Origin of the sequence: Pseudomaricurvus hydrocarbonicus (assembly GCF_011602365.1) — a bacterium.
In the GTDB taxonomy this organism is placed as follows: domain Bacteria; phylum Pseudomonadota; class Gammaproteobacteria; order Pseudomonadales; family Cellvibrionaceae; genus Pseudomaricurvus; species Pseudomaricurvus hydrocarbonicus.
This window is the reverse complement of record NZ_JAAONZ010000001.1, coordinates 128,547-144,430: the sequence shown is the minus strand read 5'-3', so window position 1 is coordinate 144,430 and position 15,884 is coordinate 128,547. Positions and strand designations below refer to the sequence as shown.

General features: G+C 54.0%; 11 protein-coding genes. 3 read left to right on the top strand and 8 right to left on the bottom strand.

The annotated features are described in order from the left end of the window. Positions 1 to 304 precede the first annotated feature (304 nt). From G8770_RS00565 to G8770_RS00555, 3 genes are all read right to left on the bottom strand, one after another. Positions 305 to 1,582, bottom strand: a complete 1,278-nt coding sequence (locus G8770_RS00565) for a hypothetical protein (RefSeq protein ID WP_208021961.1) — start codon at positions 1,580 to 1,582, stop codon at positions 305 to 307. Between the two features lie 91 nt (positions 1,583 to 1,673). Beyond that, positions 1,674 to 2,819, bottom strand: a complete 1,146-nt coding sequence (locus tag G8770_RS00560) for a hypothetical protein (protein ID WP_167180671.1) — start codon at positions 2,817 to 2,819, stop codon at positions 1,674 to 1,676. Positions 2,820 to 3,139: 320 nt separating this feature from the next. Beyond that, positions 3,140 to 4,348, bottom strand: coding sequence for a tetratricopeptide repeat protein (locus tag G8770_RS00555; protein WP_167180669.1), 1,209 nt, complete (start codon positions 4,346 to 4,348; stop codon positions 3,140 to 3,142). An 827-nt stretch (positions 4,349 to 5,175) separates the two neighbouring features. Here G8770_RS00555 and G8770_RS00550 point away from each other — a divergent pair. Further along, the gene (locus G8770_RS00550) at positions 5,176 to 5,937 is read left to right on the top strand and encodes an alpha/beta hydrolase (protein ID WP_167180667.1); all 762 of its coding nucleotides are present in this window, start codon (positions 5,176 to 5,178) and stop codon (positions 5,935 to 5,937) included. Positions 5,938 to 6,086: 149 nt separating this feature from the next. On the opposite strand, the gene G8770_RS00545 is transcribed toward G8770_RS00550, so the two are convergent. The 5 genes from G8770_RS00545 to G8770_RS00525 all read right to left on the bottom strand — a co-directional run bounded on the left by G8770_RS00545 (position 6,087) and on the right by G8770_RS00525 (position 13,153). Continuing rightward, positions 6,087 to 6,887, bottom strand: a complete 801-nt coding sequence (locus tag G8770_RS00545; RefSeq protein ID WP_167180665.1) for a DUF4126 family protein — start codon at positions 6,885 to 6,887, stop codon at positions 6,087 to 6,089. 195 nt (positions 6,888 to 7,082) lie between these two features. Further along, the gene (locus G8770_RS00540; RefSeq protein ID WP_167180663.1) at positions 7,083 to 7,628 is read right to left on the bottom strand and encodes a hypothetical protein; all 546 of its coding nucleotides are present in this window, start codon (positions 7,626 to 7,628) and stop codon (positions 7,083 to 7,085) included. Between the two features lie 179 nt (positions 7,629 to 7,807). Next, positions 7,808 to 9,910 (bottom strand): 3-hydroxyacyl-CoA dehydrogenase NAD-binding domain-containing protein, encoded by a 2,103-nt coding sequence (locus tag G8770_RS00535; RefSeq protein WP_167180661.1) that lies wholly within the window; start codon positions 9,908 to 9,910, stop codon positions 7,808 to 7,810. 84 nt (positions 9,911 to 9,994) lie between these two features. Further along, positions 9,995 to 11,197 carry a 3-oxoadipyl-CoA thiolase gene (locus G8770_RS00530; RefSeq protein WP_167180659.1) on the bottom strand — a complete coding sequence of 401 codons (1,203 nt, stop codon included), beginning with the start codon at positions 11,195 to 11,197 and terminating at the stop codon, positions 9,995 to 9,997. A gap of 69 nt (positions 11,198 to 11,266) precedes the next feature. Further along, the gene (locus G8770_RS00525; protein WP_167180657.1) at positions 11,267 to 13,153 is read right to left on the bottom strand and encodes an acyl-CoA synthetase; all 1,887 of its coding nucleotides are present in this window, start codon (positions 13,151 to 13,153) and stop codon (positions 11,267 to 11,269) included. Between the two features lie 313 nt (positions 13,154 to 13,466). Here G8770_RS00525 and G8770_RS00520 point away from each other — a divergent pair, with 313 nt between their 5' ends. Together G8770_RS00520 and G8770_RS00515 are read left to right on the top strand one after the other, a co-directional pair. Next, positions 13,467 to 14,618, top strand: coding sequence for an acyl-CoA dehydrogenase family protein (locus tag G8770_RS00520; protein WP_167180655.1), 1,152 nt, complete (start codon positions 13,467 to 13,469; stop codon positions 14,616 to 14,618). Positions 14,619 to 14,670: 52 nt separating this feature from the next. Beyond that, positions 14,671 to 15,870: an acyl-CoA dehydrogenase family protein gene (locus G8770_RS00515; RefSeq protein ID WP_167180653.1), complete on the top strand. Its 1,200-nt coding sequence runs from the start codon at positions 14,671 to 14,673 to the stop codon at positions 15,868 to 15,870. Positions 15,871 to 15,884 lie beyond the last annotated feature (14 nt).

The window sequence follows — 15,884 nt, the reverse complement described above, 5'->3', positions numbered from 1 at the left end:
TTGCTCACTGTCGAATGGCCTGGAGGTCCTTATGCTGTTTTATTTCACAGCTTCCATCTGCTGCAAAACAGCAGGACGGACCGGGGTAATTACATCAAAGGTTCTAACAATAGTGCCTCTTAGATTAATACCTACACATTGATTATTGATGTTTATTCTTCAGATTGCCAGTCAGCGCTGCATGAATTCCGGGCAGTCACCCGTTCCGGGACAGATGAGCAGCCATCCCGCGCAATCCTTGTCCCGCTTCATGGCCGTTGCCGGCCTCATGCAGGGATTAAGTGCACGAGGGCGCCAGGTGGTATTACTGCATTCCGGTATCGACTTGATAAATTTCACGGAGCAATTCGCGCCACTGCTCATATTGGTTTTCGACGGTGCCGGATAAGGTGATGGTTCGGTCTTCCAGTTCGATTACCTGTGGCTCGATGGCGGCTTCCAGTGAGTCGCCGAGTTCCTGCAGTGCCTCGACATGCATTTCCGATTCTGCGCGTTTATCAAATCCGCTTTTGATCATATAGGCCCCGCCGGCAACAGCCACGGTACCAGCCGCTCGCGTTGACCCGTGATCACCACCCGCTGCCGCGATTCCACCGATCAAGGCGGCAATCCCCATAATAGTTCGATTGCGGGCATCGCGTTTGAGTTCCCTCAGAGCGATGACTTCGTTGTAACTTTGGCCGCGCCATTCCTGATAGGGCTGATCCATGTCTTTCACGAAACCGCCGTAGTAATCCTGTAAGGTGTCGACAAACAGATAATCCCGTTCACGAATCTGGCGGATCCGGTCGAGCATAGGGTCTCCCTCGGCGGGCAATCGGGTAATCTCATATTCACCCTTGGAGGTTTCTTTTAAGTGACCGCCGAAAGCGGCCGGAGAAAAACTTTGAGCGAAACGCAATTCGGCAATGGTGCGAATTTTTTGCAAATCGGCGCTTGCAAAGTTTTCACGACGATAGCGCAGCATGTCGTTCGCAATCTGGTTGTAAAGACTCTGAAAGGGTTCATTGGGAACCGCGCTGTTGCGACGCTTGGTGTAGGCGTATTTACTGGCAAGGCCCTCGTACTCTTTTTCGTACCACTCATTGCCGGTGGCATCCATTACATGGACCACGATGCGCAATTGCTCGCCGTCAGACTGCAGAATCTGGCCTTTGACGGTGACGTCCACATTGTTTTGTGAATTTGGGATAACCCGAACCGCCCCCCAGGCCGCACTGGACTGCAATGTCTGCATCAGATGGTAGGGAATAAAGCGTGATTCAGCCTTGCGGATTTCGGGAAAGACAACCTGATCGTCATCATTGGCATCTTCCAGGCCAGGATCGAACAAGTGGATGCCCACATCCAGCAGTTCAGCTTCCGGGATGGCGGCCTGTTCCTGCATTACAGGCACCACCTGGGTGGTTTTCACCGTATTGCTGGAGCAGCCCGATAAAATGGCCAATGGCACTATCAGGCAAGTGAACAACACTCTCCGCAGGAGGGAGTGACGGGCAGGGTGCAAACAATCGCGAAGATTGTCTTGAGCACGGTCACCGCGAAGATCAGGGGCTTTGACAGAAAACGCTGAGATGTTCATGGGCTGACTCATTGGCTTTTTGTTCGACTGGTATTTGTGTAATGACTGTTTATTTACGGACCTGATGGTGTGCATTTACCCGCTTTAGCGCTTACTGATTTTTGTACTTGCGGTATTCTTCCCACAGTTTTTCACGCAACGCCGGGTCGGCTTCTTTCATGGCTGCCTCACGAATTTGACGCGCCACTACATCGTCATCGCTGCCGTCCGGAATGTCTGCGGGCGGAGCATAGCCACCGGCGTGTTGGTAATCACCTTCCCGGGTTTGATTGCCCTCTGGACGACTGCCGCTGCCTGATGAGGTAGAATCGTTACCACTGCCGCTCTGGCCAGGCATCTGACTGGCACTCCCCTCGGGGCCTGATGGTGGGGGAGGAGCGCCTTCACCCATACCGCCCTGGCCATCGCCTTCTCCATCCCCTTCACCGACCTCTTCATAGGGCAGGCCACCGCCGTCGGCAGCTTCCAGTTCATCTTCGCTGCCCTTTTGATTGGAACGGCTGAGAACGTATTCACGCTCTCTTAGAATCATGCCGTCGTAGCTGGCCATGGATTCATCGAGCTGGCCTTCGAGAGCGGCAACGCGTTCGGCCGTTGTCATGGGGCCGCCTGAACTGCCGCCCATAGGGCCGGAGTTGGAGGGGGACGATTGAGCTCGGCCGCCGGCCGCTGCTGCGTTACTGCCGCCCGAGGACCCTGAAGATGCGCTGCTGGCGGAGCTGGAAGCTGATGAACTTGAAGAGGATGCACTGGACGCTGAAGAGCTGGATGCGGAAGAGCTCGACGCCGAAGCGCTTGAGGCTTCCTCTTCGGAGAAATCAATGTCATCGCTGGGTGAAGATTCGCTGGGTTGAGCAGTATCTGGCTCCCCATTGTCATCAGCACTGGCGTCATCCGCAGGCAGGTCAGCGCTTTCCTGACTGCCACTTTCTCCCCGGGCTTGAGGCTCTGGACCACTGGGCTGAGCGGAATCTCGCTCCCGAGCACTTTGTTGCGCCGAGGCCTGAGAGCTGGATGACGAACTGCTGGGCGACGATTGGGATTGTTGTTGAGACTGTTGTTGAGACTGCTGCTGGGACGAACTGGGGCTGCTGGGTGCAGGAGGGCTGCTCGAGGCGCTGGATGGCGAGCTGGGTGATGGCATTGATGGAGAAGAGGAACTCTGTTGTTCCTCTTTGCAGCCTGTTAAGACAATCGCAGTAATGGCCAACGCTAATAGCGAAGCTTTTCTACCCATGTTCATTCCCTGTTGTTTAACGCATCTTCTCAATCGGAAGATGGCCCCCGGCACCATTGTCTCAGCACTGCCGCGAGCCCTAAATACAGATCCCGACTGAATCGGTTGATACCAAGCGGTTGATATCAAGTGGTTTATACCAAGATAGCCTTACCCCAAGTCTATAGCATTTTTCGGGTTTTTGATGTGCTGATCAGGCGCATTTTATACTGGGGCAGCTTCAAGTTTGAGGGTTACAGACCCCTGTGAAGGCCAAACACCCGCCTTCGTTGGGTTTAGACTGCCCCCAGAGTACAAATCTTGGAGTGCGGGTAACGGGATTAGTTCGCAAAAACGTACCGATGAGTGATATTTTCTGTGGCAGCGGGCTCGCCATTTTCGAATCTGGGTCTGAATTTGGTTGTTTTCAGTGTCTTGCGAACTTGAGAACGGTTTTTTACATTGTTTTCAGGAAAGGCATCTAAAATTTCAATGTTTCTGGCCTGACCGTGTTTGGAGACGTTGAACCTGGCCAACACGTATTCATCGGCGTCGTTGGCCGTGTCAGTATTCCCTTTCAGCAGCGGCAAATCGGGTAAGGCCACGGGGTGGCCAAAGTATTGATCGATCTTGTCTTTGGCGTTGGGGTGCTGGGACAGCGCATTGTAGGCTTCCTGGTACATGTCGATCGCTGTGTGCCAGCGGTTAAACAGGAGGTTCCAGTCCGCCAATTGGATTTCAGCAATAATCTCGGCCTCATCCGGGGCTTCCGGATTGGCGGCATAGACATTACGTATGCGGGAAATGGCCCGTTTGCCGCTGCTGTAGCTGTTCAGTATGTATTGGTCGAGGCGAGCTTTTTCGTCAATGCTGGCGCGCTGGCTGCTGAAGCTGCTCTCAAATTCCGCTTGCTTGGCGGCGTTGGCCTGATAGGTGGCGAGATAGTAATTGGATACGGTCAACCCTTTTAGGGCGCCCACTAATCGCATGTCGTTGTGACCATAAGTCCGGTCAATGATATTCACGGCCATGGTGTAAAGATTATGGGCACTGATCAGATGCTGGAATAAGCCGCTGCCGACATCCAGTGCATACGCGTTTAAGTGCCAGTTGCTGAGCTTGGTAATGGCCGGCAGCATCCGGGGGTCTTCTTCACCGTAATTACGGCGGTATAACCAGTACAGGTATTGATGGCTTTCACTGGCGCCTTCCCAGTCACCACTGGAGACATTGCTTTCGATCAGGTGTTCCAGAATGGGCACCTGCCCCAAGCTGTAAAGCCCTTCGCTGATTCTGCTGACGTGCATGGCGCGCTTGAATATTTCTGTGGCCTCTTCATGCTTGCCCTGATTTTTATAGCTGATACCAAGCCCCATCAGGTATTGCGACAGGTCACTGTGGTAGGGGCCGTAGTGCTGTTCCAGTTCCGCGATGGCATCCAGATAGCTCCTCTCTTCAAAGCCACCTTCAAAAGTCTCGGTAGGTGCAGCGCGGGTTAAGCTTCTGGGGCTCAAATCATTTTGAGCCAGGTGGGTTGGAGACTGACTCAATTGTGTCCCGACCAAAAGGCCTTCGCCTAGCGGCCCTGCTGGGGCTGCCCGCGATGCATTATTGGTGTCAGGGAATTCGTTTTGACCCTCTGGAGTAAGGACTTCATTTTCCGGTGTTTGAGCGAATGCATAACCTTGTGTTGTTATTAAAACGGCCAGCCAAAAGAAAGACAATTTCATGTTATTCACATCTTTAGTCGCGTCAGAGTCAAACGATGTTATGCGCAGCATGCCATCGTACGCATGTTTGTCGATCCCCGGTAATTGTTGAGCTGATTCCCAAGCTACTGGTCAGCAAAGGGTTCCTGATTGCTGCACCAGGGGGAATCAAAGTAGTCTCGACCGGTCTCACAAAAAAGTATAGCCAAGCCCCCTGAATCTATTGTGCGATGCTCTACAGTTTGTCATTTTTTAATTCGTTTCCTAAATCCAGTACCGGGGAGGGCAAAAACTGGATCCCCCTGCAATGTTGCCGAAAGCCCCTGAATACTGCCGGTTTTGCCTGTGCAGGTGGCCTCTTTAACAAGGGATTGACTGGATTTCTCATGGCTAATGCTAATAAATACCGTAAAGTATTATCTCGAAATAATCTATATCATAGTCTTTAATTTTATTGGCAAGTGTGGAAGAGGTGACAGGAGCGCGTCTGAAGTGCAATCAATTGCGTTGGTGGCGGCATGAATTTATTCTGTACGGGCCTCAAGCCGCACCGCGTGGGATAATGGTCTTCGTTGAGACGATTTGCCCAGCGTGAGAGCATGGTAGCGCTTGAGGCTATGGTACTGGAGTCGAGCAAACCTTTCAGGGAGAACAATAAGGGAGTGCAAATGAAGAAAACTATTGTGTTCATTCATGGCATGTGGGGTGGGGGTTGGTATTGGCAGCCCATGAAAACCTACATGGAAGCTCAGGGGTTTGACTGCCTTGCGCCCGACCTGCGCTACCACGGAGACCAGCAAGCGGATCCAGGCCATGAAGAATTGGGCCATTTGAGTCTTTTGGATTACGTGGAAGACCTCGAAACTTTAATTCGCACGCTGCCTGAAAAACCGGTTGTCATCGGACATTCAATGGGAGGGCTTATTGCGCAAAAACTGGCTGAAAAAGGGTTGGTTGAGCGTTTGGTACTGGCCTGCCCGGCACCACCGAATGATGTGTTGGCCATCAGTGCCTCGGGTCTAAAAAGTTTTATACCGCTGTGCCTTCAGCCTGGCTTCTGGAAAAAGCCTCACCGGCCCAGCTTTGAAAGTGTGGTTTATTCCTCATTTCAACTGATTCCGGAGGATCAGCGTCGAGTCTACTATGATCGTTTAGGTTATGAATCAGGACGAGTGTTGCTGGAGATCGCTCTGCCATTTCTCGATCGGCGCAAGGCAACCGCAGTGCGTGCGTCAAAAGTGCAGTGCCCCACACTGGTGTTGGGGGCGGAACTGGATAGATTGATCCCGGCCAATGCCGCTAAAAACGTCGCCAATAAATACCCGCAGGCGGATTACCATTGTTTTCCCGGGCAGACTCATTGGGTGGTCGCCGAGCAGGGGTGGGAGACGTGTGCGGAGTATATCCGCCAGTGGTTGGGCAAGCCTTGAGTCGCTGCGACCAGCTTAACACTTGCTCGAACGCTCGAGGCCTCACCGACGGTTGATTGATTGCCGGTTGATTGTCTGGACTCCCTTAAAAAAGGCAGGCACTGTTCCGGAGCGTTAGGGCGCGCGTGTTTCTTAATCAGGCCTTGTCTTTACTCTTCACCCAATATTTTCTTTTTTGTGTTCAAAAATTCTTCTTCGCTGATTTTTCCCGCCTCTTTCAGGCATTGCAAGGCTTCAATCTGCCGCAATTGCTCTTCGCTATACACCGGGTGATTGTCGATAGCCAAAGAAAAGTCAATCGGGGACATCCCGCTGGTGTGGCTGTAAGCGGGGGGTGGTGCATCCCGCATGCCTAACCAGCCGCCTATTTTTAAGACGATGGCTTTCAGCACCCGCCATATTTTGGGCAATACCCAAATCGCGAGCACAACGAACGCAAACAGCAGGCACAAAAAAACCAGAGGGTAGTTGAGCGCCGTCCAAAGCCCTGTAAAGACCACGATGTCTTCTGATATAGAGGCGCCCCAATTACTGAAAGGTTCTGGTGATGTATTGATCAGGGCGCGGGTTCCGGTTTTGGTCACATGGCTGGTTGCGGACAGGGCACCCCCCATGATGCCGGCGGCAATCTCCAGAGCCGGGGTGACGTCCCCCACGGCCCCGGCAGCTAACATGGCGCCTGCCGGTATGCGGATAAATGTGTGCAAGGTGTCCCAGGCGGTGTCCACCCCCGGGGTTTTATCGACGAAAAACTCTACGAAATACATCAAACCGGCGGCCCCAATGACCATCGGATCAGCAAGGACTTGCAGGTCTGGCGGCAAGTCGATATTGCCGGTAGAGCCGCCTATGCCAAGCACCAGTAAGACAGCGTACAAATTGATACCACTGGCCCAGGATGCCCCCATACTCAGGGCCAGGGTCGCAAGCAGTGCTTGATAGCTTTCCATGTAATATAACCTCGTATTGAGCCTGAAGTCAGCGCTCAGGGGGTGGTGTTGCTGGCGGTGTTTTGGCACCACGGGTGAATAGATGCTCTGGAATATCTGTGGCTTACCTTAGGGCAAGCTGACCGTGTCACCGGGCTGCAGCGGTGGTGTCAGCGCAGCGATTGTTCCAGGTGTCCGCAGAGCGGCTCCTCAACGTTAATGCCTACTGTAGCAGCGTTGGTTGTTGTTGTGGTAATGGTAACTCGCACTGAAAGAGGGGTAACTGCGGTAGTGCGGTACCAGAGGGGCGAAGCCCCAGATGTTCAGGCTAAAACTGTCATGAGAGGAGTGGCGGTCCCGGTACGTGTCATGATGGTAGCGGCGGTGGTCATATTTTTTAGTGTGCAAGCCATGTTTGTTGAGGGCGTGCGTGTGGTGTCCGTTGCCGTTATAGAAACCTTTATAAGAACCGTGCTTCGGGTTTGAATAGTAAGGTCTGGCTTTATGGCCCTGGTGCTTATTCGAATAGTACTGTTCGGCTTTATGGCCTTGGTGCTTATTCCCAGAGTAATGTTTGTTTTGCTTTTGATGTTTGTTGTGACCGAATTGCTGCTGATTATGGCGGTGTGAATCATAGCCGTCGTAGCGACGATCATCCGCGCTGGCCTCCAGGCTGGTTGTGAGGGTCAACAATGTCAGGCCGATAACCATCAGGGCGCTATACACGCCTGTGGTGATTGAGGGTTGAGGAAGCTGTTTCATAGTGCCCACCGAGGTTTTTCAATAAGGTGGAGCCAGTATCCCCTCACAAGACTGAATCCTGACTGAATAAATGCGAATCAGCAGTTTTTTTGAGGTTTTGGAGCCAGCGCGGCATGGTTGCCGCGCTGGTTGACCGGATCGGTCGCCTGGCGATGCGCAGGTGACCGATTGGCAATTGGTCAGGCGTTTTCCTGAGCCCATTGAGCAAAGGTTTTGTTCTCTTCCGCCAGTTGTTTCAACAGCGCCGAGGGCTGCCAGAAGACTTCGCCGTACTGCTCACGATACTGGCAAATGGTGTCATAGATCTTTTTTAGGCCCACGCTGTCGGCGTAATGCATGGGACCGCCGCGTGACACCGGGTAGCCATAGCCATAGATGTAGACCACGTCGATATCCCCGGGGCGCTGAGCGATGCCTTCTTCCAGGATTTTGGCGCCTTCGTTGATTAGGCCAAAGGTCATGCGATTGAGGTGTTCTTCGTCACTGATCTCACGGCGTTCGATCCCCTGTGCCTTGGCTTGCGCTTCGACCAGCTCCATCACCAGCGGGTCACTTTGACGAGCTCGGGTCTCCGGGTCGTAGGTGTAAAAGCCGGCGCCGGATTTTTGCCCCAGGCGACCCATTTCCACCAGAGCATCGGACACGCAGTGGGTTTTGGCGGGGCCTTTTTGCTCAGCGCTTAACCCCTGACGGGCTTTGTAGCCGATGTCGATACCCGCCAGATCGCTGACGGCAATGGGGCCCATGGCCATGCCAAAATTTTCCATGACGCTGTCGATTTTTTCCGGCGTGCTGCCTTCAATCAACAACAGTTGCGATTCGCGAAAATACGGTTGCAACATGCGGTTACCGATAAAGCCATAGCAGACGCGGGCCAGTACCGGCACTTTTTTAATGGTTTTGGCCATTTGCATGGCCGTGGCGATGACATCATCGGCGGTTTTTTCCCCGCGTACAATTTCCAACAGTTTCATGACGTTGGCGGGGCTGAAAAAGTGCAGACCGATGACGTCTTGCGGACGCTGGGTGGCCGCAGCGATCTGATCGACGTCCTGATAGGAGGTGTTGGTCGCCAGGATGGCACCGGGTTTGCACACGGCATCCAGCTTGGTGAAGACGTCTTTTTTGATGTCCAGATTTTCAAACACCGCTTCGATCACCAGGTCCACTTCGGCCAGATCCTGATAATCGGTGCTGCCTTGCACCAGTGACAGGCATTGCTGCATTTGCGCGTCACTCAGCTTGCCTTTTTTGGCGCTGATGGCGTAGTTCTTTTCGATAATGCCCAGGCCCCGTTGCAGCGCTTCGTCATTAATCTCCAACAGCGTCACGGGAATGCCGGCGTTGGCGAAGTTCATGGCGATACCGCCACCCATGGTGCCACCACCGATGATGCCAACGGAGTTGACGGGGCGCAGTGGTGTCTCTTTCGGCAGTCCCTTGACTTTAGCCGCTTCACGTTCAGCAAAGAACATGTGGCGCATGGCGGCGGACTGAGGTGAGGTCAGACATTCTGCAAACAATTGACGCTCTTTTGCCAATCCCTCATCCATCGGCAGATTGACCGCCGCTTCGACGCAGGCAATGATATTTTGCGGGGCAATTTGGCCGCGGGCGCGTCGAGCCAACGTTTTGCGGTAGCCGTCGAAAAGCTCTTTGGGCGCCGAGGCGGGGTCAATGTTAATGTCGCGGATGCGTTTCAACGGTGCCTGGTCAGTGATCAGCCGTTGGGCAAAAGCAATGGCTGCCGCTTCAAGGTCAGTGTCTACCACTTCATCGATCAGGTTCAGGGCGTGTGCCTTTTGGCTTGAAATGGGGTTTCCGGAGGTCATCAATTCCAGCGCCGCCTCAACTCCCGCCAGACGTGGTGTGCGCTGTGTACCGCCAGCACCGGGCAGCAGCCCCAGCTTGACTTCCGGCAGGCCGACTTTGGCCGAGCTGAGTGCCACTCGGTAGTGACAGCCCAGAGCCACTTCGAAGCCACCACCCAGTGCCGTGCCATGAATGGCGGCCACAATGGGTTTGTTGGATTGTTCAAGGGTGGCAATGACCGCGGGAAGCGACGGTTCCATGGGGGGCTTGCCGAATTCGGTGATGTCGGCGCCAGCGATAAACGTGCGTCCTTCGCACAGAATGACCAGTGCTTTGCTGGCGTCGTCTTGCGCATTGTTGATGGCCTCTTCAAGGCCGCTGCGCAAGGCTAGCGATAAGGCGTTGACCGGCGGGTTGTTCAGCCGGATGATGCCAATTTCATTTTCAAGGGTATAAGTAACGACCGACATAGAGTCTCTCCTGCGTGTAGGGTGTGGTGAGCCAAGCTGTGGGCTCAGGGGTTTTAAATCGTTCAAACGTCAATCTGGCCAGACTTACAATCGCTCAATCACAATCGCAATACCCTGACCGATGCCAATGCACATGGTCGCCAAAGCGTAGCGACCGTTGCTGCGTTCCAGTTGTCGAAGTGCGGTGTAGAGAATTCGGGCTCCGGAAGCCCCCAGTGGATGACCGATAGCGATGGCGCCGCCATTGGGATTAACACGAGGGTCATCGAAAGCAATACCGAGTTGTTTCATACAGCCTAACGCTTGAGTGGCGAAGGCTTCATTAAATTCCATCACATCCATGTCATCCAGGCTAAGCCCTGCACGCTGTAGAGCTTTGCGTGTAGCGGGAACCGGGCCCAGGCCCATCACCCGGGGTTCGACACCGGCAATGGCTCCGGCCAGGATACGGCCTCGGGGTGCAAGCCCCGCTGCCAGCCCGGCGCTTTCGCTGCCAATGATCACCGCAGACGCGCCGTCATTAATGCCCGACGCGTTGCCCGCGGTCACCACGCCACCTTCGTTCAGGGGGCGCAATTGGCTCAGCGCGTCGAGGTTGCTTTGTGGGCGGGGGTGTTCATCGCTATCAATGGTGATTGAGGGCTTTTTGCGACCTTGGGAAACTTCGATGGGCAGAATTTCATCGATAAAGAAACCCTCCGCTCGTGCGGCTGCGTATTTCGATTGGGATGCGGCTGCAAAAATGTCGCTTTGTTCACGGCTGATGTTAATATCGGCGGCAATGTTGTCCGCGGTTTCTGGCATGCTGTGGCCGCCAAACAGGCGTACGATTTCAGGGTTGGTAAAGCGGGCCCCCATGGTGGTATCAGCAATTTCCTGAGTGCGGTCAAAAGCGCTGGTGGCTTTGGACAGCACCAGCGGTGCCCGGCTCATGGATTCCACCCCACCGGCAACGAACAGCTCACCTTCACCTGTTTTTACGCAGCGAGCGGCATCCAGTGCCGCCGCCAGCCCGGATCCGCACAGGCGGTTGACGGTCAGTCCGCCGGTGGCAATGGGCAGGCCGGACAGCAAACCGGCAAAGCGGGCCACATTGCGGCTGTCTTCACCGGCTTGATTGGTGTTGCCGGCGATCACATCTTCGTACTGGCCGAGTTCAAAATTATTGCGTTCAACCAGGCTGCGAATCACATGGGCAAGCAGGTTGTCGGGACGTACGGAGGAAAGTGCGCCACCGTGACGGCCAAAGGCAGTGCGACCGCCGTCGTAAATATAGGCTTCAGACATAGCATTTCTCTATTCGTGTGTCAGGTATAAATTGCTCGGTGGTGGTTGTGCCAGCGATTGGCCAAGCCATTACACGATATCAATGTGGAACGGCAGCGATTGCACAGCCGATGCAACGGTTTCAGCCTGGTCTTTGTCGTCCAGCGTTATAGTCGCAGTCAGGCCTTTCAGTTGATCCGTATACACTGCTATGTTTGCGCCAATTTCGGTATGAGTCAGAATGCTGTGCAGCACGTACTCGGCAGCCATTTCACGCAAGCGAGGTTTGAACACTTTTCCAACAGCGGTGAGGGGAATGCTCTCAAGGAGTTGAATGCGTTTGGGGATGGCCGCACGTTCGGAGATATGTTTCTGGCAGTAGGCCAGCAGTGCCTGCTCGTCAATGTGCTTGCCGGGCTTGGCCACCACATAGGCGATGGGCAGTTCGCCTGCGTGAGCATCGGGCTGGCCGATCGCCACCACGTCGGCCACGTCCGGGTGGTTCAGCAACGGCTCTTCAATTTGTAGCGGGTCGATGTTGTGGCCGCCGCGAATGATCAGGTCTTTGGCGCGTCCGGTGAGGAACAAGAAACCCTCTTCATCCAGGTAACCTATATCCCCGGTGTTGTACCAGTTGTCGACCCAGGCCTTGTCGTTGTCACTTTTTTCCAGGTAACCGGCAAACACATTCGGTCCTCGCGTCAGGATCACGCCGGCTTCGTTGGGGCCACAAATTTTTGTCAGTTTATTGCCGTCAATGTGACCAATGATCCTCTCTGCATAGGGGAGACGCAGGCCACAGCTGCCCAGTGGCACCGGGGTTTCTTTCTGGCTCAGTGAGAGCAAGGCGGTGGTTTCTGTCATGCCGTAACCGTTGCGCACCCGACAGTGGTAACGGTCTTCAAATTTGAGTTTTAAATGATCGGGCAGGGGCGCGGCACCACTGATGATTTCTTCCAGCGACGAGACATCGTGATCGCCCACCGGAACTTCGTAGAGCACCGACAGAATGGTCGGCACGGCGGCGACGCCTTTAAATTTGAAGCGTTCGACATAGCTCCAGAAGTTAGCCACAACATTGGGGTTACGGAACCCCGAAGGCGACAGGATGATAATAGGGTTACCAATGCTAAAGGCCGCGATCCCGGTGACTACCAGACCAAAGATGTGAAACAGGGGCAGCGCACAGGGGGTGTTGTAGCGCGGCTGGTCTGACCCCATGTCGGCGATTAACTGAGCCACAAAGGCAAAATTGCTGTGGTTGAGTTGAGCGACCTTGGGGCGACCGGTGGTGCCCCCGGTGTGCATATAGGCGGCGGCGTCATCACCGTGAAAACGGCGGCCGGAGTCCAACCGGCTGTCGTTAAAATTATCAACAATGGCATTGTAGTCGACCATAATCACCCCTTCGCGCGGCGCCGAAGGCAGGGCTTCGGTCAGTCCGGGGCGGGTAATGATGACCATGTGGGTGATGTTGGTCGCCTGTTTAACCACCTCGACCGCTTTCTCCCACAGATCACGGTTAGCCGTGAAGGGCGCGGTCGTGATCAGCACTTTGGATTGTGTGACGTCGATGATTTCTGCCAGGTGATGGGCGTCCAGCATGGGGTTCAAGGGGCTGGTAATGCCTGCAGCCTGGGCTCCCCAAATGGCGTAATAGGTCTCAGGCAGTGAGGGCATCATGACCGAGACGGCATCCTGTGACTGAACCCCGAGGCTGTGCAATAAATTCGCGGTCTGGGTGATACGGCGCGCCAGCTGACGGTAACTGATGACTTCGCTGGGTTCACCGGCGGTTCCGGTGGGGACGAACTCCAGGCCGGTATCGTCTCCCCACTTTTCACAGGCGTTAAGGATCAAATCGTAGCTGTTGGTCCACGGATAGCGCTGCGAAAGAGGGCTTTTTTCAAATTGTTCGATAACCTTTAGGCTGTGCATTTCCGAGGCGGCGGGGCCTTGGGGCAGTGCTGCATTCATCAGTGTCTCTCCATATTGCAAAGTACCGATTCACTACCTTGACCCGTAGGAATCAGTTTGAGGCCTACTGGCCTCTGGTTTTTATTAGATTCAGTGTCCAAAAAGCGGGTGGTCACACTCACTGGTCGGTCCCATCAGCGCCCATGCGGGTATTTCTATGCCTGGGGGTGATTGAACAATCCGGGTTATTTTAAACATTATTGAGATGATAATTCCACTCTGCGGAATTACTTGTTAGTATTTCCCCTTACTTTAGCCCGAAATATAATCACAAGCATAATTTTTAAAGTAAAAAATCGTTGGAGAGAGGTTCATGATCAGAGACCCGGAAACACTCAATCCGTTGCTGGACAGTCTGGCACGTTATGTTCGTGATCGACTGGTGCCGCTGGAGGCGCAGGTGGCGGAAGACGATGCCATTCCCGATGCCGTCATTGAGGAAATGAAGGCGATGGGCCTGTTTGGCCTGACCATCCCGGAAGAGTACGGCGGTCTGGGGTTGACCATGGAAGAGGAAGTGCTGGTAGCGATGGAGCTGGGGAAGACTTCACCGGCGTTTCGCTCCCTCGTCGGCACCAACAACGGCATTGGTTCGGCGGGTATTGTTTTTGACGGAACCGAGGCTCAAAAGCAAAAATATCTTCCCAAATACGCTTCAGGTGAATTAATCGGTTCATTTTGTCTCACAGAGCCGGATGTGGGTTCTGATTCAGCTGCGGTGAAAACCACCGCAGTACGCGAGGGCGATCATTATATTCTTAATGGCACCAAGCGCTTTATCACCAATGCCCCCCGAGCTGGCACGTTTACGGTGATGGCGCGTACCGATAGCAGTGTTAAAGGCGCAAAAGGTGTATCCGCGTTCATCGTCGAGGCGGGCCTTGACGGCATCAGCCTGGGCGCCAAAGACAAGAAGATGGGGCAGGCGGGTTCCTCTACCTGTGATGTGATATTCGACAATGTGCGTGTGCCGGCAGACAGCTTGATTGGCGGCGTTGAAGGCAAGGGCTTCTATACTGCCATGAAGGTTCTCGATCGCGGCCGTTTGCATATCTCAGCCGTCAGTGTGGGGGTGGCCGAGCGGTTGATTGACGATGCCTTGCGTTTTGCCATGGAGCGCACTCAGTTTGGCAAGCCCATTTGTGAGCATCAGTTAATTCAGGCCATGCTGGCGGACTCAAAAGCAGAAGCTTTCGCCGGCAAGTCCATGGTGATGGAGGCGGCCCGAAAGCGCGACCGGGGTGAGCCGGTCAGCACGGAAGCGGCTTGCAGCAAATTATTTTGTACCGAAATGGTAGGCCGGGTTGCCGATCGCGCCGTACAAATACACGGCGGCGCAGGTTATATCTCGGAATACGCGGCTGAGCGTTTTTACCGGGATGTGCGTTTGTTTCGTCTCTATGAAGGCACCAGCCAGATTCAACAGATTGTGATTGCCCGCAATATGGTGAAAGAAAAACAGTAAGACACAATATTTAAACCTGATTTTTTATAACACACCCAAGAGGAGAGAGAGAATGAACGTGGATTTCTCTGCAGAAGAGTTGGCGTTCCAAGAGGAAGTTCGTCAGTTTTTGAAAGAAAAATTACCCGCAGACATTGCTGAAAAAGCCCGTAAAGGACTGCATTTCGAAAAAGAAGATTTTGTCACCTGGCAAAAAATTCTGGCCGAAAAGGGCTGGGCGGCCGTGAACTGGCCGGTTGAATACGGCGGTACTGGCTGGACCTCCACTCAAAAGTACATCTGGAGCAATGAATGCGCCAAAGTCGGAGCCCCCGGTGTGATTCCCTTCGGCATGAGCATGGTGGCACCGGTGATTTACGGGTTTGGTAACGAAGAGCAGAAGAAACGTTTCCTGCCGGACATTCTCAACAGCAATGTGTGGTGGTGTCAGGGGTATTCCGAGCCCAATGCCGGTTCTGACCTGGCGTCTCTGAAAACCACCGCCACCCGTGACGGTGATGAGTATGTGGTCAACGGCACCAAGACCTGGACTACCCTGGGTCAGTATGCGGACTGGATTTTCTGTCTGGTGCGCACCGGCGGCAGTGACGCCAAAAATCAGGAAGCAATCAGCTTTTTGTTGATCGACATGACCACGCCGGGTATTACCGTGTCGCCCATTTACATGCTGGATGAGCGCCGCGAAGTCAATGAAGTGCATTTCGATAATGTGCGTGTACCGGTTGCAAACCTGATCGGTGAAGAGGGTAAGGGCTGGACTTATGCGAAGGTCTTGCTGACCCATGAGCGCACGGGCATTGCGCGTGTGGCCCAAAGTAAAATGGCGCTGCAGAGCGTGAAAGCACTGGCCACGGAAACCAATGATTTTGGCCGCCCGCTCCTGGAAAACCCGGCCTTCGCTCAAAAGGTCGCGGAGCTGGAAATTGATCTGCTGGCGTTGGAATACACAGAGCTCAGGACGCTGGCCGCAGTCAGCACGGGCAAGGCACCGGGTCCTGAGTCCTCGATTCTAAAAATCAAGGGCACTGAGATCGCCCAGGCTATTGACGAATTGAAAATGGAAATCGCCGGCTACTACGCGCTGCCGTTCCTGGACGAACAATTCGACATCAATTTTGACGGTGAATGGGTTGGGCCGGGTTCTGCGGCCAATACCGCACCGACCTACTTCAATAATCGTAAGACCTCCATTTATGGTGGCAGTAACGAAGTTCAGAAAAACATTATCTGTAAAGCCGTTCTCGGCCTGTAAGAGGAGCAATCATT

Excerpts from the sequence above, each read along its gene's own strand:
- G8770_RS00515 (WP_167180653.1), top strand. The coding sequence starts at position 14,671 with ATGAACGTGGATTTCTCTGCAGAAGAGTTGGCGTTCCAAGAGGAAGTT.
- G8770_RS00535 (WP_167180661.1), bottom strand. The coding sequence starts at position 9,910 with ATGTCGGTCGTTACTTATACCCTTGAAAATGAAATTGGCATCATCCGG.
- G8770_RS00540 (WP_167180663.1), bottom strand. The coding sequence starts at position 7,628 with ATGAAACAGCTTCCTCAACCCTCAATCACCACAGGCGTGTATAGCGCC.
- G8770_RS00560 (WP_167180671.1), bottom strand. The coding sequence starts at position 2,819 with ATGGGTAGAAAAGCTTCGCTATTAGCGTTGGCCATTACTGCGATTGTC.
- G8770_RS00520 (WP_167180655.1), top strand. The coding sequence starts at position 13,467 with ATGATCAGAGACCCGGAAACACTCAATCCGTTGCTGGACAGTCTGGCA.
- G8770_RS00565 (WP_208021961.1), bottom strand. The coding sequence starts at position 1,582 with ATGAACATCTCAGCGTTTTCTGTCAAAGCCCCTGATCTTCGCGGTGAC.
- G8770_RS00550 (WP_167180667.1), top strand. The coding sequence starts at position 5,176 with ATGAAGAAAACTATTGTGTTCATTCATGGCATGTGGGGTGGGGGTTGG.
- G8770_RS00545 (WP_167180665.1), bottom strand. The coding sequence starts at position 6,887 with ATGGAAAGCTATCAAGCACTGCTTGCGACCCTGGCCCTGAGTATGGGG.
- G8770_RS00525 (WP_167180657.1), bottom strand. The coding sequence starts at position 13,153 with ATGAATGCAGCACTGCCCCAAGGCCCCGCCGCCTCGGAAATGCACAGC.
- G8770_RS00530 (WP_167180659.1), bottom strand. The coding sequence starts at position 11,197 with ATGTCTGAAGCCTATATTTACGACGGCGGTCGCACTGCCTTTGGCCGT.